This is a genomic window from Synechococcus sp. C9 (assembly GCF_022984075.1).
Lineage (GTDB): Bacteria > Cyanobacteriota > Cyanobacteriia > Gloeomargaritales > Gloeomargaritaceae > Gloeomargarita.
Genome location: NZ_JALAAD010000001.1, coordinates 1,241,195 through 1,264,487 on the forward strand (window position 1 = coordinate 1,241,195; position 23,293 = coordinate 1,264,487).

The following is a 23,293-nucleotide window of genomic DNA, read 5'->3' on the forward strand; positions in this document are numbered from 1 at the left end:
ATTTGGGAGCCGTTCTCCCAATGCCTGGGTTGGTAATCGAGTGAATTTTGAGGAATGCTCTGCCCGACTGTGATAGAACGCACAGGTCAATGTGAACTGACCTCACCCCCTGTCTGGGAACCTGAAGTATAGAATAAGGGCAAGTTATCAAGGAACAGCGAACGATGAAGGGCAAGCATTTTGTAGGGTGGGCGTTGGCGGCGAGTGTTTTAGTGGGGGTGCCGGTGGGCATATATCCGTCCCAACCCGTGTTGGCACAATCATTTGCACTGCAAGAAGCTGACCGGCTAAATGAATTGGGAATGGAACAATATCGAAAAGCTCAATATGCTCAAGCTCTGGAGTCATTTCAGCGCAGTTTGGCGATAAGGGAACAAGCCCTGGGTGCCAACCACCCGGATGTAGCTACTGCCCTCAACAACTTGGCGTTTTTGTATGAAGCCCAAGGGCAATACAGTAAGGCGGAACCGTTGTACCAGCGCAGTTTGGCGATTTTGGAACAAGCCCTGGGTGCCAACCACCCGGATGTGGCTGTGTCCCTCCACAACTTGGCGGGGTTGTATCGCTCCCAAGGGCAATACAGTAAGGCGGAACCGTTGTACCAGCGCAGTTTGGCGATCAGGGAACAAGCCCTGGGTGCCAACCACCCGGATGTGGCTGTGTCCCTCAACAACTTGGCGGTGTTGTATCGCTCCCAAGGGCAATACAGTAAGGCGGAACCGTTGGTCCAGCGCAGTTTGGCGATTTGGGAACAAGCCCTGGGTGCCAACCACCCGGATGTAGCTACTGCCCTCAACAACTTGGCGGGGTTGTATGAAGCCCAAGGGCAATACAGTAAGGCGGAACCGTTGTACCAGCGCAGTTTGGCGATTTGGGAACAAGCCCTGGGTGCCAACCACCCCAATGTAGCTACTGCCCTCAACAACTTGGCGGGGTTGTATCGCTCCCAAGGGCAATACAGTAAGGCGGAACCGTTGTACCAGCGCAGTTTGGCGATTTTGGAACAAGCCCTGGGTGCCAACCACCCCAATGTAGCTACTGCCCTCAACAACTTGGCGGGGTTGTATCGCTCCCAAGGGCAATACAGTAAGGCGGAACCGTTGTACCAGCGCAGTTTGGCGATTTGGGAACAAGCCCTGGGTGCCAACCACCCGGATGTGGCATCATCCCTCAACAACTTGGCGGTGTTGTATGAAGCCCAAGGGCAATACAGTAAGGCGGAACCGTTGTACCAGCGCAGTTTGGCGATCAGGGAACAAGCCCTGGGTGCCAACCACCCGGATGTGGCTGCGTCCCTCAACAACTTGGCGGCGTTGTATCGCTCCCAAGGGCAATACAGTAAGGCGGAACCGTTGTACCAGCGCAGTTTAGCGATTTTGGAACAAGCCCTGGGTGCCAACCACCCCAATGTAGCTACTGCCCTCAACAACTTGGCGAATTTGTACCAACGGCAAGGGCAATACAGTAAGGCGGAACCGTTGGTCCAGCGCAGTTTGGCGATTTGGGAACAAGCCCTGGGTGCCAACCACCCGGATGTGGCTGTGTCCCTCAACAACTTGGCGGTGTTGTATGAAGCCCAAGGGCAATACAGTAAGGCGGAACCGTTGTACCAGCGCAGTTTGGCGATTTGGGAACAAGCCCTGGGTGCCAACCACCCGGATGTGGCTAGGTCCCTCAACAACTTGGCGGGGTTGTATTGGAGCCAAAATCAAACAGAACCAGCCTTGATCCGTTTGGCACGGGCGTTAGACATTGAAGAAACCAACCTGGCACAAAACTTGGTCATCGGCTCGGAAGAGGACAAACGTGCGTACCTCAAGACCTTTTCTGGCTCAACTCATGCAGCCATTTCGTTTCACCTGCAATTTGCTCCCACCAACCCCCAAGCGGCTCGTCTGGCTCTGACCACGATTCTGCGCCGCAAAGGACGGGTACTCGATGCCCTCAGCCAAAACTTGAATCGCTTGCGCCAACAACTCAGCCCTGCTGACCAGGAACGGCTCACCCGCCTGTCCGCCCTGCGCACTCAAGTCGCTCAAATCGCCTTCAACCCCAACCCCACCGACCAGCAACGTCAGCAATTGCAACTTTTGAACACCCAAGCGGAACAAATTGAAGCGGAACTCAACCGGAGCAGTAGCGCCTTTGCCCAAACCACTCAAAAAGTCACCCTGGAAGCCGTTCAAAAAGCCATCCCTGCCAATGCCGCTTTGGTCGAGTTTATCGAGTACCAACCCTTCAATCCCAAAGCACCCCAAGGTCAACGTTGGGGTTCCCCCCGCTATGCGGTCTATGTTCTCACCGCTACGGGTGAACCCCGGTTTGCGGATTTAGGCAGTGCCAGTGAGATAGATGCCTTGGTGAGCCAGTACTACAATGTGATCCGTGATCCTAGGCTTCCCCGTGAGCCATTGCGGAATCTTGATGCCAAAATCATGGCACCCGTGCGGCAATGGGTGGGTAACAATGTTAACCATCTGCTTATCGCCCCCGACGGTCAACTCAACCTGGTGTCCTTCGCCGCCTTAGTGGACGAAAAAAACCGATACCTCGTTGAAAACTATTTAATTACCTACCTGACTTCCGGGCGGGATTTACTGCGCTTGCAGAGTACCGCTCCCAAAGCCAATCCCCCCTTGATTGTCGCCGATCCCGTTTTTGACAAACCCGGCAGTAATCCAGTGCAAATTGCCAGTGCCGACCGAGGTAATTTACGTTCTGTTGATTTGACTACCTTGAAATTTGGTGCCTTACCTGGCACCGCTATTGAAGGGGAAACCATTACCAAGTTACTTCCTAATAGCCGGTTGTTTACCCAAGCCCAGGCAACAGAAGCGGTAGTAAAAACCAGTAGCAACCCCCGGATATTGCACCTGGCGACCCACGGCTTTTTCCTCAAATCTGCCCCCACCACCCAAGCCAAGGATGGCAGTCGGAATTTACCGAATGAGAACCCACTGTTGCGCTCCGGGTTAGCCTTTTCCGGGTTCAACGTGCGGCAGGGGGGCGGAGACGACGGGGTGTTGACCGCTTTAGAAATCACCGGCATGGACTTGCGGGGCACCCAGTTGGTTGTGTTATCCGCCTGTGAGACGGGATTGGGGGATGTGCAGAGTGGGGAAGGGGTGTACGGATTGCGGCGGGCGTTTACATTAGCAGGGGCGCAGTCCCAAGTGATGACCCTGTGGCGGGTGGATGACGAAGCGACCAAAGACTTGATGGTGAACTATTACCAGCGGCTGAGCAAAGGGGAAGGCAGGGGGGAAGCCCTGCGGCAAGCCCAATTGACCATGCTGAGAAGCCCGAATTATGCCCATCCCAAATACTGGTCAGGGATGATTCCCGTCGGAGATTGGCGGGGGATGAGTCCTTAGTCAAATTTTGAGAATGCTAATTGGGCGGCACTCAGCTCAGTGTCAAAGGGGAGCTTATCCTGGCAATATGTCCGTGGTGAAGGCACAAAGTAACCCTAACTGAGTCCAGAACATGAGTTGCATGCGGGACACTGCCCCTGTATAATGAAAGATTTTTTGTGGAAATCAAACCTTTTTACACCAAAGGAATGCAAAATTTAAGAGTACCTAAAAAGTGTCTTTTTCTATGTAGAATAACCATATCTAAAATCGTGGAATCCTAAACAAAGCTACTGAGCGTTGTGCCCCTAGAAGGATGTGCTATTCTGAGGATTAGGCGTGAGCGCCGCGGTGGATCGGGAAATTACGGCCCTGGGCATCGAACACGACGAACAGGGCAACCGCGCCAAAGCCTATTTGTATTGCTTAGAAACCCGCTGCCCCCATACCGGCTGGATGGTGCCCCTCGCCCCCAGTTGGATTGTTTCTAAACAAAGAAACGTCATCGCCAAGTTAATTCCCAATTACGAACAAAAACGTTTTGAAATTGAAGAAGTGGATAGCGATGAAGTGATGGCGCACCTGCGGGATTTGGTGCCGGATTATCACCATCGCCGGGAAGATTTAATGGTGTTTTGTCAATACATTACTCAGAAACGAAAACAGCGCTTTCCCGAAGAGGCTTCAGCCGCTGGGATATTGCTTGCCCTCATTAGAAATGAACGCTTGGGGTAAAGAGTTCACTTCTGAATAGGGAGAATGCGCACCCTAGAGTTGAGATAATCTATGCTCATCAAAGCACCACTTTCCAAGTAGTCCTGAAATTCTCGCAATGCTTCTATCACCACAGTGCCTATTTTGTTTGGCAATAGGTCTTGGGTTCTCAGTTGAATAACACTAGGGGCATTTGCTTGAGTTGCTGCTAAGATTGCTCCAAAATCCAGATCATTGGTAAAAACTACATACCCCTGCTCTTTTGCCCATTGCAAAATTGTGGAATCACTTGCCCTTGGATCTCCTACACTTGACCAATGTAGAGCCTCTATGTTCTGGTCAGCAAACATTTGAATCCAATCAGGGGATAAGTTCATATCCACTAAAATTTTCATCGTACAATGAGAGGCAATTCTACTTCCTCAGCCCGCCATGCCGCATAAGCCAAAGCTTCATAAATATCCTCCAATTCCAAATAAGGATAGGCTTTTAAGATGTCCTCTGGAGAATGCCCTGCCGCTATCAGCCCGACAATTGTTCCAACCGTAACCCGTAAGCCTCTAATACAGGGCTTACCACCCATCACGGCTGGGTCGAAGGTAATTCGGGATAAGTGGACTGGATACATTTGCTTTGCGTGCTGTCTTTGTTTAATATACTAGAAACTCAAAGTGCCAAAAAGTTTCCTTTGATAATCCTTAGCTTTTGGGCAAATTATTCCAGTTATAATACAGTTAACTGATTAATGGGAATGTTGCTATGCCAGAACTTGGTCTAAATGAAGCTCAACTGAAAGAGTTATCGCTAATTTTCCCTGATCTATAGCCATGTCCAGCACTGCTTTTCTGCACCGTTTCAGTTCCCGCCAACAACGCCTCAGTCATGTCTTTCTCAAAGACCGTTTGGCAAAGGCACGAACCTATAAGCGCATTGCCGGTTATTTTCGCTCTTCCATTTTTGAATTAGTTACTGAAGAAATTGCTCATCTGGAACAGGTGCAAATTGTCTGTAACAGTGACTTAGACCCCCACGATATTGCCATTGGTAAGGCTTCTCGACAAACCCGTGAAATGGCACTCAAAGAAAAATGGAACCAAGAAACCGGAGAATTAATCACCAGCCTGTTGCAACGTCCCCGCTACCGTCAACTCTATGAGATTCTCAAAAGCGGCAAAGTCGAAGTGCGAGTGGTTTCAGCCGTAGATGCCCCCTTTCTCCACGGCAAAGCAGGTGTGATTGAGGCGAGGGACGGCACCAAATCCGCTTTTATCGGTAGCCTCAACGAAACCCGACAGGGATGGCAAGAACACTATGAAATTGTCTGGGAAGACCAGTCGCCGGAGGGGGTCGCTTGGGTGGAGGCAGAGTTTCAGTATCTGTGGGAACGGAGTGTTCCTCTGCCTGAAGCGATTGTGGAAGAGGTAGGGCGACTCTCCCGCAAAGTGGAGGTATCTCTGGGAGATTTACAGCCCCTTGATGTTCCCAGAGCCGCAATGGTAGAAGCACCTCTCTATCGTCGGGGTGAAGTTCTTAAACCGTGGCAACAATCGTTTGTGGAAATGTTCCTCGAACACCGAGAGTTGTATGGTGTAGTGCGACTCATTCTGGCAGATGAGGTGGGGCTGGGTAAAACCTTGTCTTTAGGGGTTGCGGCCATGGTGGCGTGCCTTTTGGCAGATGGCCCGGCTCTGATTCTTTGTCCGGCTACCCTCTGTCAGCAGTGGCAAGTGGAACTTAAAGATAAGCTGGGCATTCCCTCGGCTGTTTGGCTTTCTAACCGCAAGGTATGGCAAGATGCCAACGGTCATATTATTAAAACCAAGGGAGCTGAAGATATTGGCCGTTGCCCCTATCAAATCGGCATTGTTTCCACAGGTTTGATCGTTCACAACGCCCCCGAAGCCCAATTCCTTTTGGAGCGACGCTTTGGGACTATTGTGTTGGATGAAGCTCATCGTGCTCGTTGTAGTCGCGGAGTCACGGTAAAAGAGCCGCAACCCAACAACCTTTTGAAGTTTATGGATAGAGCGGCCACCCAGTCCAAGCACGTCCTTTTGGGTACAGCTACCCCCATCCAAACCCATGTTGAGGAACTGTGGGATCTGCTGGGAGTGCTCAACAGCGGTGCCGAGCATGTGTTGGGACGACGGCATCAGCAGTTGTGGCAGCAGACGCAAAGGATCCTGCCCATCTTGACAGGACAACAAGCAGTTACCGATGAATACTTTGCCTGGAACTTGCTCCGCAATCCCCTGCCGCCGTCCGTTGATGATCCCCTGTTTGACCACATCCGCAGTGACCTGAAACTCTCAAACAATCAATTCTTTACAGATAAACCCCTAACAGAATTAGAAGACTTTACCCGTCAAGAACTGCAAGATGCCTTAGCAGAGCGTCGGCAAGGACTGAGTTTTTTCCAACGACATAACCCCATTCTTCGCCATACCGTACTGCGTAAACGTGCCACGCTGGAGGAATTGGGTTTGCTGGAGCGGATTGCGGTTGACATCTGGCCGAGCGAGGGAGAACAATTGCCCATGTTCTCTGGACTAGGATTGCTCACCTCTCCTGAATTTGATGTCGCCTATGAAGCCGCCCAAGATTTTGCCACAGCCTTGCGCCAGCGTACCCAATCTGCTGGGTTTATGAAAACCATGATGCAAAGCCGGATTTGCTCCAGTATTGCCAGCGGCCTATCTACGGCTCAGAGACTGCTGGAAAAACGGCATTTTTTTGAGGAGGAAGAAGAAGATACCTGGTTGTTAGACAATCGCCCAGAGATTTTGGAGGCAGAATGCACCCATTTGGAACGCATTGTTAACACTTTGAGCCAAAAAAACACCGATCCCAAACTCGATGCCGTCCTCTATTTTCTCCAAGAACGGCACTGGTTGAATTTAGGGTGCATTATTTTCAGTCAGTATTTTGACACTGCCCATTGGGTCGCAACTAGCCTGACCGAGCGTCTGCCCCAGGAAAGTGTCGCCCTCTATGCCGGTGTTGGCAAATCCGGTTTGTTTTTTGCGGGGGAATGGCGTAGTGTCGAGCGAGAAGACATCAAAAAAGCCGTGCGCGAGCGCACCATTCGGTTGGTGGTCGCCACCGATGCCGCCTGTGAAGGGCTGAACCTGCAAACCTTGGGTACGTTGATCAATGTCGATCTGCCCTGGAACCCCTCCCGCCTGGAGCAACGCATCGGACGGATCAAGCGCTTTGGACAAACCCGTGAGCGGGTGGATATGCTCAACCTCGTGTACCACGGCACCCGCGACGAAAAGGTATATGAGGTGCTTTCCCAGCGGATGAAAGACCGTTACGACTTGTTTGGTTCCCTACCCGATACCATCGAAGATGAATGGATTGAAGATATTGAAACCCTAGAGACTAAATTACAAGAGTTTACAGAACGAAAGAAGCGTGCCAATGCTTTCGATTTGCGCTATGCCAGCACCGTAGAACCCAAAGGTTCCAAATGGGAAACCTGCGAAAAGGTATTGTCCCGCCGAGATATTGTGGAACGGCTGTCGGAGGGATGGTAACCCTTCCTAGGAAATGTTGATCTTTTACTTAGAGGTTTGGCTGAGGGTAGCGATGAGATTTTCTAATCAGACCGGGTATTTATAGCTAGGTAGGTTAAGGTTGTCGCCTTAAAATTCATGGCTACGCCACGCAAGCTATGGGAAACCAATGTGGGGCTACGCCCAGCGACCCATATCATGTCAACCTTTGTATGCTTAGCTATACCCCTCCGGGTCATCCAGGAAATTAGTGGGCACCGCAGTCTGGATGTCCTGCAAGGCTACCTGGAAGTCCAGCCCCACCACCTCCACCAGGCCATCCGCCAGCTCGACTTCCCTAACTATGAATCCTCATCAGTTAGGAACTCTGGTTTCAAAACTTGCCGACAACAGAGATTGCCTCAACCCAGCAGATGCTCCAACTCCTCCAGGGCAGAGATGTCAATAATCGCCTCAGCAATTTCCCCCAGTTGGTCTAACGATAGCTGTGCCAGTTTGGTGTTTAGATCATCGGGTACTCTGCCAAACTTGCGGGCGATTTGCTTGGTTATTACATTTCTTAACACCAAACAACCCCTCTGTTCTCCCTCTTGCTTGGCTTCTTGATACACCTTCGTCTGCCGTAAATCTCCCAAGGTAAACATCCGCTCTATCTCCTCTCGGCTCAAGGTCTTTAACTTGTAAATCAATATCGTCTCCACAAATTCTAGCAAACCATCCACCCCCCAATCCTGCACCGGGCGGTACTGTTGCAAAAATAGAAATATCTCGCTAAATAACTGGCTGTAAAATTCATGCACCTTTTGGAACTGCACTTCCACAAACCAGATAGTTTTATCCTCACTTTGGGGCAGGAATACGCCATCAAAGCGAAAGGCTTTTTCCTTCACTTCTACCGAGGTAAATTGATAACTGGCGATGCTAGCAGGGTCTTCACCCAATAGCTCCAATGGCTAACGCCACGCTCCGCTATCAATAGGGTAGGAAAGGTCTGGAACAGTTGATAGAAAATCGTGTCGGTACGCAACGGATTTGTTTAAGTTGTTAGGTTTAATCCCCAAAGTCAATGCCTGCATAAATTTCAGCAATAGGAATGTCCAGATTGATGCTCTGTAGTTGAATGGTTTCCCCGGTGGTGTAGGTCTGCAGGAGCCATAGTTTGCTATTGTAACGGCGAAAGACTTCTATTCGTTGTGCCGATTGACTGATGAGAACATATTCTTGCAACGATTCAATGGTTTGATAGTGGGCAAATTTCACACCCCGGTCCCGTGCTTCTGTGGATTCCGATAGTACTTCCATAATCAGGCAAGGATAGCTTTTGTAATTTCTATGCAGGCAGTCCCGCTCGTCGCAGGTAATTAACAGGTCGGGATAGTAATAGATGTTTTCAGTTATGTTAACCCGCATATCTGAGGAAAAAGGGTAACATGTACCGCCTCGCAGTTTCGGGACAAGGAAGGCGGTGCAGTTATCGGTGATAATGATGTGATTTTCGGTGGCTCCCGCCATGGCATAAATTCTGCCGTCTTCGTATTCATGTTTCTCTTCCTGTTGCTCCTCCCATGCCAAGTATTCGGCGGTGGAAAGATGTTGGGTGAGTACTTCCTGCATGGATATTTATTAATCCCAGCCAAATATACATTGACAAGTTAGCATATTTTCTGCCCCGTTCACCGGGATTACTTGATTGAGACACATATATCCGTTCAGGATAAATGATGAAAAAATGGCTTCAGTTCACCCCCACCTGCGTCGGGACAACATTTTTTTACGACTTCTGGTTCTGTTGTGAAGTTTACCTTCTAAGACCTCTTCCAGGTAATGCCTGCTTCTAAGAACAAGTCTTGGTAAATTACATCATAATTCATGTCAATATGGGTTACAGTCTTTTTGTTGATTACAGGGTACAACTTGAATCCTTCCCATCAGTGTATGGACAAGTCCCCTATACCCCAAAATCCCTGATTCTAAAATTAGTTAAGATCGCTATCGTTAACAGATGAAAGTAACCCCTGTGGGAGTTCAGCCATGACGATTGCAACGGCTCACCCCAACCTCACCCTCCCCGACCACACGCAGTTACCGGAGAGCGATGGTACCTTTGTGAAAAATTTTCAGGAACACCCCCAGAGTTTGCTCTTGACGGATTCCATTTATCCGGTTTTGGACAGTCTGCACCCGGATGGACAGTATGCGATTGGGCAGGATTGCGGCATCTATTGGCGGCTGGTAGAACCGCCGGAGCGGGGAGCGGAAGCCCCAGACTGGTTTTATGTCCCCCATGTGCCCCCCCTGTTGGACGGTAAACGGCGGCGTTCCTATGTGCTGTGGCAGGAAGTGGTTGCCCCCTTGATTGTGATTGAATTTGTGTCTGGGGATGGCACGGCGGAGCGGGATACAGCCCCCCCTTGGGAGCGGGAAAACGGTAAACCGGGTAAATTCTGGGTGTACGAGCAGGCGATTCGGGTGCCATTTTACGCCATTTATGAAGTGGACAAAGCCTCGGTTGAGGTGTACGAATTGGTGGGGAATCGTTACCAGCGGTGTGAGCCAAACCAACGGGGGCATTTTCCCATTGAGCCGTTGGGTGTGGAGCTAGGGATTTGGCAGGGTACTTATTTGCATCAATCATTGCCCTGGTTACGGTGGTGGGATCAGGACGGGAATTTATTGCTCACTGGGGATGAACGGGCGGAGCAGGAAAAACAACGGGCAGAACGTTTGGCGGCGAAGCTGAGAGACCTGGGGGTTGACCCGGATGAGTACTCGTGACGCACCCCTAACTTGCGGCTAGGAACTTGAATTGTGCATAACAATGCGGGGAGGCGCACCCCCCATAACGAGAGCAATCCCACTGGGTTAACGTTAGCTGGCGTGCCGGAGGCATACAAAAATTTCCCAGAACTAAGTACGGGGGCGGTGTCCCTGCGACCCCTGTTCCATTCTCATTTAGGATTGTTATAGAGGTACCCAGAATACATTGGTTGCCCCGGAATAAAATGGTATTTTAATTTACAGTCTTTTGTGTGGATATGAAATACATTTGCACCCCACTGATTGCAGGTTAATCATGTTGAGCCATTGGGATAATCAAGGTTTGTTGTATCCTTTAATTATAATTAATAAATAGACTGCAGATGCTTCATGCAATAATGCGCCTATGTATGTATATTGTCCACGGTGGGTTCAAGACGACAGCGCCGCATACAACGCAGAGAAACACTTAAGCAGGTTGATCACTCGCCTGGAGAGGGGAGATCGCATCCTGTTAAGTCAGTTATTTGACATCCGCTATCCCTATTGGAAGCGCAACCTCCTCAAAAATCTTCGTTTGTTGGGTCAGTTGCGCTATCTCGGAGAGGTACCGGTTTTGGTCTTGTTTGCACTCTGGCTAAGAGGTAGTCATGAGTACCACTACTTCCTCGAGCAACGGCAGAATCTTGATTATCAACAGCGGGTGGAAGACTTGGTGCCCGATGATGAGTTACAGGTTTGGTTGGCACAACGGCAACAAGAACATTCGCAAAACCTACTACCTGCTCTGCCGGAAGCACTTTTTGCATGGACGCAGTTTTTGAATGCCTCCCATCCCAAAGAGCGGCTGGTGTTGGAAAGCGGGGAATGGGTTCGGCAAGGACAGGCGCTGACGGTGGTGCAACGGCGTCAGGCTTATCAGGCGGTGATACAGTTGGTTGACGATGAGGAGGGTAGGTTGTACCAGCAACTCCCCAGATTTTATCAAGGGGCGGAACTCAGATGTTGGCAGGAGGGGTCGCTCCATCTAGCGGTCAGTTTGGTGCAGGTGCGTGAGTACCAGGGGAAACGGTTTCCGTTCCTCATTGGAATTTATGACCACGCTCCAGAACAAAAGGAACGATTTGCTTTGGGACGCCAAACTCGTCTATTTGGGATCGGAGCCGACCAGCCCGATATACTTCGACATCCTCAACCGTTGGAAGTGTGGAAACAGTATAGCTACCGTGCCTACCCAGATTACATGGTGGCGGATGAGACCATTTGGTTGGAGATGCAAGAGACTAAGGAGGGAAACTTAGCTTTGTCTATGGAGGAGGAAGCAGTCCTCCAGAGCCGCTCCATGCCCTTGCTCATTAACGGGCGGGCTGGTAGCGGTAAATCCCTGATGTTGTACTATTGCTTTGCCGAATATTGCAGTCACTACCTGAAAACTGCAAGACAGGAATCGCCCCAGTACTACCCTCTGTTTTTGACCTACAGCCCGGCTTTAGTCCAACAAGCCTGGGAGAAGGTGAGTGTAATTTTGCGCGTCAGCCACCGCTATCGTCAAGATGAACGTAGTTTCTCACCAGCAGAGATTCAGCAGTGTCGCGCTTTTTTCAGCACGTTTCAGGATTATCTGTTCAGGTGTCTCCCGACCGAGCGGCAAGAGCACTATCAACCGGATAAGTATGTCAATTTTTACCAATTTCAGAGCTGGTACCGCGGTCGCCGTGATGTAGAACTCGCTTGGCATACCCTACGCACGTTGATCAAAGGTTATGAGGTCAGCGATTATCTGGACCCCGATAGCTACCGGGAATTGCCCGAAGCGGATCGCAGTGTCGATATAGCCGTTTTCGACCAAATTTACAGCGAATTGTGGCCAGGTTATCTGGAACGAACTACCCACGCGGGTTATTGGGATGACCAAGATTTGGTTAGAGATGTGCTGAAAAATGGCACAATCAACCCGATTCATCCGGTCATTTTTTGTGACGAAGTTCAAGACTTTACTCAGATTGAACTGAATGTCATTTTTTGCCTATCTCCCTGGGGAAAATACAAACTAGACTGGATAATCGAGCGGTTGCCTTATGCGTTTGCTGGAGACCCTTTGCAAACGATTAATCCTACAGGCTTCCGTTGGGCCGCTCTAAAAAAATATCTCCATGAGCATATTCGTGCGTATTTACCACAAGACCACCGCTTTGAGATTCAAAGCCCCCAGGAGTTAAAAAATAACTATCGCTCTAGCCCGCAGATTACTCGTTTCAGTAATGTGGTTAACCTCTGGCGACGTATTCTCAGCAACAATCGGGAAATCACTCCACAACTGCCTTGGCGTCCGCAAGAACAGGGCAGGTCAGTACAAAAATTGGTACTGGATGGGCAGGGCCAAAACTTAACTGATGGGGAACTGAAAAATATGCTCAGCACAAGCACTGGTACGGTGTGTATTCTACCCTGTTGTGTGGGAGAGGAGCTGAGTTATGTGGCACAAGACCCAAAACTTCAGAAAATATTTGCTGAAGAATTGGCACAGAATCTGAAGCCAGCACAGCTACAGACCGTTACGGCTGTCAAGGGGATGGAGTTCAAAAAAATAATCCTCTACAAGTTTGGGGACTATTATCAGCAGAATTTCAAAAAACAGCTTAAGCATTATGCGCAAGGGACTGAAAACCAGGTGTCCCTGCAATTACAGTATTTTCTTAACCAGTTGTATGTTGGGATTACGCGTCCTATAGAAGCTTTGGCGATTATGGATACCTCTTGTGGTTGGCAAAAGTTCTGGGAGCCGAATTTGGCAACCGACTTTTGGCTCAATCATCCTTCTCTGAAACAGGATCAATCCCAATGGCAAACCCATCCCCCTAGATTGAATAGCACCACCGAAAGCATAGGAGGTATCCAGTATTGGACAGATACGAACCTGCAAGAGGTACTGAGTTTGGCTCTGGAGTTCCTCAAGCGTGGTGTGGCGGAGGAAAACCTGAATTTTTTGGCAGATGCACGCATATTTGCACGGCAGGCAGAGGATGGGTGCTTGGAACAAGAATGTCAGGCTTGGCTCCTCAAGTTCCAGCGGGACTATATATCGGCAGGACATCAGTTCTTAAAGTTAGAGAAGTCAGCTCTGCCCGATAAAAATCCTAAGCGAGAAGCTTGGGAGTGCTTCTGGAGAGCAAAAGCTTGGTCGGAGCTACAACAGTACCGTGAAACTTTTGATGGTTGCCCAGACATTCCTGACTATAGTCCCTTAGTGGGGCTGATGTTGGACATCCGCAATAAAGTTACCAAGCCATCACGCTTTGACAAACTGGTACGGGTACGAGATTGGTTGTGTGTTGAAGTCAGTCCCCAAAATGCAGATGTCACCTGGAAAACCTGTGTGCAGGAATTTTTGACAGAGTTCCAGCGCGTGTTGAATGATTTGGAGGCTCACTGTCCTGAGGAAGAGGCACGCAAGCGATTGTTGCAGGAGACTTATGAGGCTTGGGTGGGACATCTGGCTTTTCTCGGCCAGCAACAACCGTTTGTGGAGCAGTTTCACATGCTTTTGGGCACTTGTCATTTTCACCAAGGGAAATTTGCTGACGCAGTGAAGGCTTGGGAGCACATCGGCAGAACAGAGCATTCCTACTACTACCGAAGTAAGATTCACTTGGAAACTCTACCTGGAAAGGTAAAATGGTTGGCTAAGGATCGCCAAGATGCGGAGGTAGTGCGGTTATGGCAGGAGGCAGGACAGCCCCTGACAGAAGCGTGGGAGGAGTACAGCAATGTTGTGCTTACAAGTCTGGAGCATTTACGCCAATGGTCATTGTTGATGCGCATTTTGATCCAGCGCCGCAATTGGGGGCGACTTTGGACAACCGTGCAACGGCATCCGCGAGCATGGCAACGTGGCCATGATTACGAGCTGGTAGCCGCCTTGGCACGGGATATTGAAACAAATTGGGAGGAACTAAAGCAAGAGTCTCCAGATTTGCTAGATTTTCTACAGGCAGTTCTAGCCAGTGTGCAGGTAGAACAAGCTTGGTGGCTACAACGCCTGGAAGTGGGCTTAGCCTATGAGCATCTCGGCCACCATCGCAATAGCCTGATGTTTTATGAACGCTTTATTGAATCTAAAACTGGCATAATTACAGAACAGGAACGTGCCCAAATGCGGCAACGCTGGTTGTTTGTCCACAAAAAATATCAGGCTTTCCTTGAAGCGCAGGGACGCAGTACCCAGTTAGAACAAGAGAAAAAAAAGTTTCAGCGCAGGGAAACCGACTGGAAGGCGCAAGTACCGGTGGAGGAACCTGAACTAGCACAATGGGAGCCTTGGACATTAGACTTCGTTGAGCATCCCAGTCCTGTGCAAAATTGGGTACTCGAGCAGGTGCAAACTGCAACCCCAACCCAACTACTCAAAGAAGAAATTCGCCAGGCACTTGAACGGCTCAACGAAACAAAATTGCAACGAATTCACAGAATCATACAGGATTTCCATAGTTAAAAGGCTAACAGTAGGTTTTTATAATGATAAGGCTCCCAACAGGAAAATCATCAGATAAACCCTATGGAAACCAAAACGATAACAATTCGCGTTAATGCTGAGGTCGCCCGCATTTTTGAGACGGCATCTGAGGAGGAACGTCGCAAGTTAGAAGCATTACTCAGCCTCAAACTTGGGGATGTGACTCGACGCAAAAAAACTTTGGAAGCAGTGATGCATGATATTAGTCAAAATGCTCAAACACGAGGGTTAACCCCAGAAATTTTGAACTCCATTTTAGCGGAAGAATGAAGTGCGCTACAGTCTTTTAAGTAGTTATGGGATACAGTTGAACCCCACAAGTAACAAGGCGATGAAAACCCCGCCGGGGTACTGCCCTGCGACTCTTGATTTTCTAGGATGATTCTTCGTATTTTCAGTCTAAAATTTAGCCAGAATTCAAGCGTGATTGCCGTTTTTAGCCTGCAACGAGCGAGACTTAAAATTATAAAACCACCCCATCGGGAGGGGGCAAGGATGGGCAATACAAACAGGGAATGCCCTAACGGTCAACGCACATAGCGTAAACTTTCGGTTTGGCGGGTGAATAAATCCGTGAAGATGCTGAGTACCGTACGGTTGCGGGTGCGGATATTCGCTGTCACACTCATCCCCGACTGTAGGGGCACCACCCGGTCTTTTACCCGCATGGTTTGGGATGATAATTCAATCCGAGCCGGAAATCGGAAAAAATTGTAGGTTTGGTCAGGGGGTAAGGCATCAGAACCAATGCGGACTAATTTCCCTTTCACATCCCCAAATTCACTAAACGGAAAGGAATCAATCCGCACATCCGCTTCCATTCCCGGCTCTACAAAACCAATATCCCGATTGGTAATAAAGACTTCCGCCACCAAATAGTTGGTTGGCACAATTTTCACAATGGGACGGGTATCATTCACGTTGGCGACAAATCCGGGGGTATGCGCCTGCAATTCAAAAATAATTCCTGTCTCCGGGGCCCGCACTTCTTGATATTGCCTTGCCACTTCCGCTTGTTCCAGTTGACGGGTTAGTTCAGAAATGCGCCGTTCATTTTCGTTGATCCGCAACAGCAAATCCCGCCGGGTGGTGGCGATGGTATTATTCATTTCTTCCGTGGCTTGGCGGATGCTACTTTCCAAACGGGGTTTTTCTTCCTGGAGACGTTTAATTTCCCCTTCCTGCCGAAGCACTTCCTGTTGCAAACGGACGTACTGTACCCGGGCCAAACCCCCCTCTTCCATCAGAGATTTCAAGTCCTTCAGCAGTTCCTGATTCAGGGCCAGGACTTCCTGATTGCTGGCGAGGAGAATGTCATTTTGCCGCAGTTGATCCTGGAACTGACGGATGCGCTCTTTCGCCGCCGTGACCCGACTGGCAAATTCCCGGTGACTTTCGCTCAAGGTGGCCTGCTGTTCGGGACTCAATTCGGCAACCTGGAGGGTGCCATTCAGCAAGGCCCGATTGATACGATTTTCCGCAAGCAACGTGTCCCGCACCCGCCGACTCGCTTCCAGTTCCGCCTGATTCACCCGGGGGTCAAGGGTAAACAGCACCTGCCCTTTGTCAACCCGCTGACCCTCTTTCACATAAACATCCCGCACCACACCGGTGAGGGGCACCCGCACCTCCTTGACCTGCCCCGCTGGTTCCAAATCCCCCTGGGCCTGTACCGCCTGTTCGAGAGGGGCATAGGCCGCCCACGTAATCAACCCCGCCGCACTCGCCACCAAGGACCACAAAATCACATGGGACCAAAGACCGGTTTGCCGCAAAACCACCGGTTGATCAAATTCCGGCTTGGCGGGAGGGTTGGAAACCGAAGGGGTGATCTGCGGATTCGTGGCCATAAATATCCCCTACATTTGTTTTTGATACAGCGAGTAATAGCGGCCTTTCAATTTTAACAGTTGGTCGTGGGTGCCATCCTCCACAATTCTACCCTGATCCATCAGAATAATCCGGTCGGCTTGACGGATGGTGCTGAGGCGATGGGTGACAAACAGGACGGTACGCCCCTGTAATGCCTTGGCTAAATTCCGACACACCTGAAATTCCGTATCGTAATCCAGGGCACTGGTGGCCTCATCCAAAATCAGTAAACGGGGGTGTTGCACCAAGACCCGGGCGAGGGCAATCCGTTGCCGCTGGCCCCCCGACAGGGCGCTCCCCCGTTCCCCAACCCGGGTATTGTACCCCTGGGGCAAACCCATAATAAAATCATGGGCACAGGCGATTTTGGCCGCTTCAATAATCTCCTCTACCGCAATATCCGGGCTGGCTTGGGCGATATTGTCCTGCACGGTGCCATCAAATAAAAGCGGTTCCTGGAGTACCATGCCAATCTGTTGCCGCAGGGAATATAAATCCACCTTGCCAATGTCGTAATTATCAATAAAAATCCGTCCCGATTCCGGGGCATACAACCGGGCAATCAGTTTGGTTAAGGTACTTTTCCCCGCCCCGCTCTGCCCCACAATCCCCACAAAAGTGCCGGGGGCAATATCCAGGGAAACGTTCACCAATTGCAGGGGGCCATCGGGATTAAACCGGAAATTCACCTCTTCAAAACGAATGGCACCCACAATGGGAGGCATGGGAATATTACGCCGGTCATTTTCATCCACTTCCTGGGGCGTATCCACAATATCCGCCAAACGTTCCAAGGAGAGGGCCGTTTCCTGGAAATTCTGCCAGAGCTGTACCAGGCGCAACAGGGGGCTGGTGGTATAGCTGGCAATAATCCGAAAGGCGATCAATTGCCCTAGGGTTAACTGCCCTTTGAGCACCAAAAATGCCCCCACCCATAGCAACAACAGCCCCGACATTTGATTCAAAAACTGACTAATGGAACTCGCCGTCGTGGAGGTGACCACGGTTTGAAAACCGGCACTGATATAGCGGGCATAGCGGGACTGCCATTGCCAACGGGAATTGAGTTCTAAATTTTGCGCTTTCACGGTTTGAATCCCGGACAGCACTTCCACAAAATAAGCCTGGGTTTCCGCATTGCGTTCGGCTTTGGTGCGAAGCTGTTTGCGAATAATCGGGGCGGCTAAAAGGGTTAAGAGGGCGAACAGGGGGACGGTGGCCAGGGCGATGAGGGTCAACAACCAACTGTAAATCACCATCACCACCAGTAGTGTTGAATGTCCGTAATAAAACTTAACATAAGGGGTCAGGGTTATCCTACGAGCGGCTCTACCCCTACGAGTTCCATGAAGCTACAGTGTCGGCCTATTTCTATTTGTAAATATCGCAACTTGTCAATCAATTCATAGGTCTTATTGTGACCTATCTCCAGCAATCTTAAAATTAGATAACCAATCAATACGGCATAAATCTGTAGCCGCACACCATTCTCATTCTTGGTAATGATTCTATCCAATTTCAAGTGCATCTTTAGTGCCTTCCAAAGCAACTCAATTCGCCAGCGCAAACGATAGGCTGAACAAATCTCTTCATCCGTCATCGAAGTCACGTTAGTCGCTAGCCTATATTCTGTGTTTTCCTCTTCATTAAAAAATTGAATTACCCGAATATCCGGATTGTCAGGTTGCAACTTCATATTATTTCTAATCCGCACAATAAACAATGTATTTCGTTTACACATTTCGTCCATTAATTTCCAGGAAGCAAAACCCCTATCCATGATACCAACGGCATTCTCAGGTATCGTCCCAATCACAAGATGCCCAATTTTATGGTCATTAGTCTTTCCAAATATAATTGATTCGTCACCGATATTGCCCTCATTTATATCCAGGCCAAGCGTCAATTTTACCTGCTTGTAGTGCCAGAATAATTTGCTGGTCAGGGTGATAATGGTAGAATCTAATGGGAATAAGTGCTTAAATTCACCTTGATGATGTTTAAGCCGTTTTTGCAGTTCTCTTAGGATCACTTGAAACGGCTCGGTGCTACGATGTTTACACGCCTTAGAAAACGTTGATATGTCAACTTTAAAATTGAGATGATTCAAGAGGAAGAATAAGCCCCGCATGGTGGCGACTCTTGCATCTAAAATGAAGTGCATCCATATGAGTACAAACAAGCGAGTATCCAAGACTGGATAGTCGTTTTTGGGAAGAAGGTTCAGCAAGGGCTTGATAAGTCCCTGAATTTGTCGTCTCATAAAAATACTGTTACTCGTGGTTTCTACCAATCTAAAATACCATTTTTAGTCTCCCTTTTCCACCCTTTCGTTAACATTCAACACTACTGCATCACCACAATATAAACCACCGAAAATACCGCATCCAAAACCACGGTCAGGGCCGTACCCGTGAGGAATTGGCGGATATGTTCTAGTTCGTTCACCCGGGTGGAGAGTTCCCCCACTGGCCGCCGTTCGTAATACCGCAAGGGCAGGCGCAGGAGGTGGTCAATCACCTCGGAACCCAAGGCCATATCAATCCGATTGGTGGTATCCACAAACAAATAGGTACGAATGGCCCCCAAAACCGCTTCGGCCACCGCCACCCCAATCAACAAAATGCCCAAAACATTCAGGGTACTGACGCTATTTTGGATCAAAACCTTATCAATGATGATCTGAATCATCAACGGGTTCGCCAGACTAAAAAGCTGGACAAAAAATGAGGCGATAAATACTTCCAACAAAACCCGCCGGTACCGCCAAATCGAAGGCCAAAACCAACTCAACCCAAACCGCACCTGGGGCGTATGAGCCGTCTTTTTCAGGGTTAACAGGGCAACCTCATCGCCCCACGTCGGGAGCAATTCCGCCGGTCGGCGCCGCAGAATCCCCTGGTCGGGCACCCCCATCACAATTTCCTGGGGAGAAATGCGGAACAGCACCACCAATTTCCCCTGCCATTCCACCAACGCCGGGCCTTCCGCCCTGGTCAACAGTTGGCTGGGCAATCTGAGCAATTGGGTATCCATCCCCATCAACTGGGCAACCGCCCCCGCCAGTTGCAGATTCACGCCCCCTGTCTGCCGACTGCGATTTTCCAAGACCCGCCGCAGTAATTCCCGGCGAAAGGGGATATTGAGTAGTTTGGCCACCATCTGAAAACAGGCCAGGGCCCCCCCCAGTTCCCCTTCCCCCCGGAAATAGGGGTAGTCCTGGGTCGTTGACTTGGCATCCGTAGCCTGGAAACTCACCGCCGGGGCATAGGGAATCTCCGCCGCCGACTGGGGCAAGGCTGGACTGACCTCGGCAGGGGCTGGTGATGGGGTTGGTGATGGGGGAATGACGGAGCCGATCACCCCCAACAGCCGGGTGTAGCCCTGTACCCGCAGGTTGGCACCCTCCAGATTCAGCCAACTGCCCTGGTGATGGGGGCCCACCTGTCCCAAACTCACCCACCAGCGACCATCGGGAATATCGGGCAAGACCAGCGGGCCGGGGGCGAGGGGGATCAACTTCACTTCCAACTGGGCGACCCAATCCTTGAGGGGTAGGGGGACGGACTGCTCCGCCCTTTGCCCCAACTCCGCCACAATCATTTCCGCAATTTCCACCGCCGTTGGTTTTTGATTGAAATAGTTTTGCCAACTGGGTTGGGTCTTCCACAGTTCTTGGAATAAATCAGCGGGAATCGTCAGTCCAATGGATTCATCCGTCGCAATCACGGTTTCACAGGTGCGTCCCCGCAACACCCCCAGCCAGCCGACCACATCCCCGGGTTGAAAGCGTTGGATCGTCACCAATCTCTGGGTGCGGGGGTCCAAAAAGAGGGAACGGGCAGACCCTTGGTACAGGAAAAGAACGTGGTCAGCGATTTGGTTCGCCGCCATCATGGGTTGCCCCATGCGATACTTCCACGCCTGGACTTGGCTGAGAAACTGTTGCTGGGCCGCCGTTGGCAAGTCTTGCACGAAGGGCTGGCTGAGCAAAAAGGTTTGTAGGGGGGATTGGGTGGCGGTCATACCTGTACTCCGGGGGCAGAAGGATTGATCTGATTTTCGAGCCAATTGTGAAACAACTCATCTAATAATTGTTGCCGGGTGGCCTCATCCAGTTGGGCGGGGAGCAATTGTTCTAAGCGTACCACCACCCACCAGTTGGCGAGTTGCACCGGCGGCCACACCTGACCCGGTTGGCTGACCGAGAGGAGTTTGGTCAAACTGGGATGGAGCTTGCCCAGGGGCATCGGCCCAATCAGTCCCCCGGTACTCGCCTCCGGGCCCTGGGAAAATTGCTTGGCCGCCTCCGCAAAGGACTGCTCCCCCTCGCTGATGCGAAAGTACAATTCCTGGGCGATGCCGGGTTGATGGGTGCGGATCAGGGAATACACCACCCGGTCAAGCTGGGCTTTGCGCTTGAGAAAATAGCTTTCCACCTCTGCCCCCCAGGTGACCTCCTTGAAGCGTTGTAACCGCTGGGGACGGGTCGCCACTACCACCACCTGTTCCGGGGTGAGATGATGCCGTTTCAGCCACGCCTGTTGCTGTTCCGGGGTCGTCACCTGCTGTTGTTGCCAAAATTCCTGCACCCATTGCGCCTGTTCTTCCGGTGTGCATTCCACCCCCCGGAGCGCCTGTTCCGTGACAATGCCCTGGATCAACGGCACCAATAACTGATGTTCCGCTAGGGAGCGCACCAACTCCGCCGCCGTCAAGACCTGCTCGCCCACCTGCAAAATCCCAGCCGTTTCCGCCACAGTCACCCCGGATTGATCAATTTATTGACACTGCCATGTGTATTGAGCCATGAGTTAATCCTAGGGCCTTGGTTGCCCAAATGTTCAACGGGAAGAGCCAAAGTTGCGCCAATGGCATAGATTAGTAGTAGTGTGTAGTATAATGCGGTAAGCTGGTGTGTGTGTGAGTGAAGTTTAATTATGACCTGGAATGAAGGGTACGTCACTGATATCCCCTATACCCCGGGGTTTTACCATCACCTCAGTCCCGCCAACCTCCGGCTGGTTCTGCTGATGAAGCGGGTGAATGTAACCCCCCTGACGGCACCCTTCACCTACTGCGAATTGGCCTGTGGACTCGGTATCACCACAAACATATTGGCGGCGGCGTACCCCCACGCCCAGTTCTATGGCATGGATTTTAATCCCACCCATATTCTAACGGCTCGCTCCCTGGCTAAAGCGGCGGGGCTGACCAATGTGACCTTTGCGGATAAAAGTTTTAAGGAATATATCAACGAGGACTTGCCGGAATTTGATTTTATTTGTCTGCATGGGATTTATAGCTGGATCAGTGAGGAAAACCGCCAGGCGATTGTGGATTTTATTAGCAAAAAACTCAAAATCGGCGGGGTGGTCTATGTGTCCTACAATACCATGCCCGGTTGGGCGGTGACGGCTCCCCTCCAGCGGTTGATGTTGCAGTACAAGTCGGCGGTCAATACTTCGATTGAACAGCGGCTCAGTGGGGCATTGGCATTTTTAGAACAGTTGAAAAATACCAAATCCGTCTATCTCCAAAACCCGGCGGCAGTTCGCCGACTGGAGCAACTCAAATCCCAAAATCGCTCTTACTTGGTGCATGAATATTTCAATGAGCATTGGACGGCGCTCTACTTTGACCAGGTACACGACAGCATGGACCGGGCGAAGCTGACCTACATCGGCTCGGCGCACCTGATTGACAATATGGATAACCTGAATCTCACCGGCGAAGCTATCCAGGAGTTGGCGAAAATCCATGACCCGGTGTATCGGGAAGTGGTGCGGGATTTTTATTTGAATAGCACGTTCCGGCGGGATGTCTATGTGCGGGGGGTGGATATGCTCACCCCAGCGGCGCAAACGGAGCAATTTCGAGCCATGAAATTCATGTTGACCGTGGAGCCGGACCAGGTCAAGCTGGAGCATCAAACGGCGCTGGGCAAACTGCAACTCCAGGAAAATGTCTATCAGCCCATCACCAACTGTCTCCGGGAAGCGGGGGTTCTGAGCATTGCCGAACTGGAAGCCAAACTGAGTGCCCAGGGGATCAACCTCCAGCGTCTGATTCAGTCGTTGATTGTGATGACGGGCATGAGCTACACCCATCCCTTGGTGGAAGGGACGGACCCGACGGCGGCACAGCGGTTCAACCAGGCGGTGATCCAACGCTCGCTCCAGGATGGCAGTATCAGCTACCTCTGTAGCCCGGTAATCGGCAATGGGGTGATGGTACCCCGGTTGGAACAGTGGTGTTTGCTGGGGGAATTGGACCCACAGCAGAGCCTAGAGCATCTCTGGGACAGCCTGAAAGCCAGCGGTGTGAAATTCACCAAAGAGGGCAAGACCCTGGAAACCCCCGAGGAGAACTGGCAATTTTTACAAGAGAGTGCGGAAAAATTCGCCCTGAACCGCCGACCCATCCTCAAAAAATTGGGAATTTGAGCCTCGGGGAAATATCGCCAAAAAATCGCTCCTGCGTAGATTAGTTTTATAGTAAGATAAGCCCTATATGTTATGAGTATGCGGTTATATATTGAACTATGTCCCTATAGGGGTAAGCCC

The 23,293-nt window shown here is 50.6% G+C and carries 15 protein-coding genes and 1 pseudogene; 7 read left to right on the plus strand and 9 right to left on the minus strand.

Annotated features, from left to right (window positions below; translation table 11 throughout):
* Positions 1–164: 164 nt before the first annotated feature.
* Together MLD66_RS06195 and MLD66_RS06200 are read left to right on the plus strand one after the other, a co-directional pair.
* Positions 165–3,374 (plus strand): CHAT domain-containing protein, encoded by a 3,210-nt coding sequence (locus MLD66_RS06195; RefSeq protein WP_247216079.1) that lies wholly within the window; start codon positions 165–167, stop codon positions 3,372–3,374.
* Positions 3,375–3,692: 318 nt separating this feature from the next.
* Positions 3,693–4,088, plus strand: coding sequence for a hypothetical protein (locus MLD66_RS06200; RefSeq protein WP_247216081.1), 396 nt, complete (start codon positions 3,693–3,695; stop codon positions 4,086–4,088).
* Between the two features lie 5 nt (positions 4,089–4,093).
* Here the strand turns inward: MLD66_RS06200 and MLD66_RS06205 are convergent, their stop codons facing one another.
* Both MLD66_RS06205 and MLD66_RS06210 read right to left on the minus strand, forming a co-directional pair.
* Entirely contained in the window at positions 4,094–4,462 is a 369-nt protein-coding gene (locus MLD66_RS06205) for a DUF5615 family PIN-like protein (RefSeq protein WP_247216083.1), read from the minus strand.
* Positions 4,459–4,695, minus strand: a complete 237-nt coding sequence (locus MLD66_RS06210; RefSeq protein ID WP_247216084.1) for a DUF433 domain-containing protein — start codon at positions 4,693–4,695, stop codon at positions 4,459–4,461. The genes MLD66_RS06205 and MLD66_RS06210 overlap by 4 nt, the downstream gene beginning before the upstream one ends.
* A gap of 199 nt (positions 4,696–4,894) precedes the next feature.
* Here MLD66_RS06210 and MLD66_RS06215 point away from each other — a divergent pair, with 199 nt between their 5' ends.
* A complete protein-coding gene (locus MLD66_RS06215; protein ID WP_247216086.1) occupies positions 4,895–7,606 on the plus strand; it encodes a phospholipase D-like domain-containing anti-phage protein in 2,712 nt (903 codons plus the stop codon).
* 380 nt (positions 7,607–7,986) lie between these two features.
* Here the strand turns inward: MLD66_RS06215 and MLD66_RS06220 are convergent, their stop codons facing one another.
* Positions 7,987–8,526, minus strand: a complete 540-nt coding sequence (locus MLD66_RS06220) for a DUF2887 domain-containing protein (RefSeq protein ID WP_247216088.1) — start codon at positions 8,524–8,526, stop codon at positions 7,987–7,989.
* A gap of 109 nt (positions 8,527–8,635) precedes the next feature.
* Positions 8,636–9,199 carry a Uma2 family endonuclease gene (locus MLD66_RS06225; RefSeq protein WP_247216090.1) on the minus strand — a complete coding sequence of 188 codons (564 nt, stop codon included), beginning with the start codon at positions 9,197–9,199 and terminating at the stop codon, positions 8,636–8,638.
* Positions 9,200–9,616: 417 nt separating this feature from the next.
* Here MLD66_RS06225 and MLD66_RS06230 point away from each other — a divergent pair, with 417 nt between their 5' ends.
* The 3 genes from MLD66_RS06230 to MLD66_RS06240 all read left to right on the plus strand — a co-directional run bounded on the left by MLD66_RS06230 (position 9,617) and on the right by MLD66_RS06240 (position 15,125).
* Positions 9,617–10,360, plus strand: coding sequence for a Uma2 family endonuclease (locus tag MLD66_RS06230; protein WP_247216092.1), 744 nt, complete (start codon positions 9,617–9,619; stop codon positions 10,358–10,360).
* Positions 10,361–10,820: 460 nt separating this feature from the next.
* On the plus strand, positions 10,821–14,834 hold the full coding sequence (locus MLD66_RS06235) for a hypothetical protein (RefSeq protein WP_247216094.1): 4,014 nt from the start codon (positions 10,821–10,823) through the stop codon (positions 14,832–14,834).
* A gap of 63 nt (positions 14,835–14,897) precedes the next feature.
* Complete coding sequence (locus MLD66_RS06240) at positions 14,898–15,125, plus strand: hypothetical protein (RefSeq protein WP_247216096.1); 228 nt, start codon at positions 14,898–14,900, stop codon at positions 15,123–15,125.
* Between the two features lie 257 nt (positions 15,126–15,382).
* On the opposite strand, the gene MLD66_RS06245 is transcribed toward MLD66_RS06240, so the two are convergent.
* From MLD66_RS06245 to MLD66_RS14630, 5 genes and pseudogenes are all read right to left on the minus strand, one after another.
* Positions 15,383–16,705 (minus strand): HlyD family type I secretion periplasmic adaptor subunit, encoded by a 1,323-nt coding sequence (locus tag MLD66_RS06245; protein ID WP_247216098.1) that lies wholly within the window; start codon positions 16,703–16,705, stop codon positions 15,383–15,385.
* Positions 16,706–16,714: 9 nt separating this feature from the next.
* Positions 16,715–17,995: pseudogene (locus tag MLD66_RS06250) on the minus strand (peptidase domain-containing ABC transporter); the annotation flags it as partial.
* Between the two features lie 44 nt (positions 17,996–18,039).
* Entirely contained in the window at positions 18,040–18,990 is a 951-nt protein-coding gene (locus tag MLD66_RS06255; RefSeq protein WP_247214935.1) for a transposase, read from the minus strand.
* Positions 18,991–19,073: 83 nt separating this feature from the next.
* Positions 19,074–20,753: an ABC transporter transmembrane domain-containing protein gene (locus MLD66_RS06260; RefSeq protein WP_247216100.1), complete on the minus strand. Its 1,680-nt coding sequence runs from the start codon at positions 20,751–20,753 to the stop codon at positions 19,074–19,076.
* Positions 20,750–21,487: a peptidylprolyl isomerase gene (locus tag MLD66_RS14630; RefSeq protein WP_247216102.1), complete on the minus strand. Its 738-nt coding sequence runs from the start codon at positions 21,485–21,487 to the stop codon at positions 20,750–20,752. Before MLD66_RS14630 ends, MLD66_RS06260 begins: the two co-directional genes overlap by 4 nt.
* A gap of 180 nt (positions 21,488–21,667) precedes the next feature.
* Here MLD66_RS14630 and MLD66_RS06270 point away from each other — a divergent pair, with 180 nt between their 5' ends.
* Positions 21,668–23,173 carry a class I SAM-dependent methyltransferase gene (locus MLD66_RS06270; protein ID WP_247216105.1) on the plus strand — a complete coding sequence of 502 codons (1,506 nt, stop codon included), beginning with the start codon at positions 21,668–21,670 and terminating at the stop codon, positions 23,171–23,173.
* Positions 23,174–23,293 lie beyond the last annotated feature (120 nt).

Coding starts and splice junctions, on each gene's coding strand:
- MLD66_RS06195 (WP_247216079.1), top strand. CDS start 165: ATGAAGGGCAAGCATTTTGTAGGGTGGGCGTTGGCGGCGAGTGTTTTA.
- MLD66_RS06205 (WP_247216083.1), bottom strand. CDS start 4,462: ATGAAAATTTTAGTGGATATGAACTTATCCCCTGATTGGATTCAAATG.
- MLD66_RS06210 (WP_247216084.1), bottom strand. CDS start 4,695: ATGTATCCAGTCCACTTATCCCGAATTACCTTCGACCCAGCCGTGATG.
- MLD66_RS06215 (WP_247216086.1), top strand. CDS start 4,895: ATGTCCAGCACTGCTTTTCTGCACCGTTTCAGTTCCCGCCAACAACGC.
- MLD66_RS06225 (WP_247216090.1), bottom strand. CDS start 9,199: ATGCAGGAAGTACTCACCCAACATCTTTCCACCGCCGAATACTTGGCA.
- MLD66_RS06230 (WP_247216092.1), top strand. CDS start 9,617: ATGACGATTGCAACGGCTCACCCCAACCTCACCCTCCCCGACCACACG.
- MLD66_RS06240 (WP_247216096.1), top strand. CDS start 14,898: ATGGAAACCAAAACGATAACAATTCGCGTTAATGCTGAGGTCGCCCGC.
- MLD66_RS06245 (WP_247216098.1), bottom strand. CDS start 16,705: ATGGCCACGAATCCGCAGATCACCCCTTCGGTTTCCAACCCTCCCGCC.
- MLD66_RS06255 (WP_247214935.1), bottom strand. CDS start 18,990: ATGAGACGACAAATTCAGGGACTTATCAAGCCCTTGCTGAACCTTCTT.
- MLD66_RS06260 (WP_247216100.1), bottom strand. CDS start 20,753: ATGACCGCCACCCAATCCCCCCTACAAACCTTTTTGCTCAGCCAGCCC.
- MLD66_RS06270 (WP_247216105.1), top strand. CDS start 21,668: ATGACCTGGAATGAAGGGTACGTCACTGATATCCCCTATACCCCGGGG.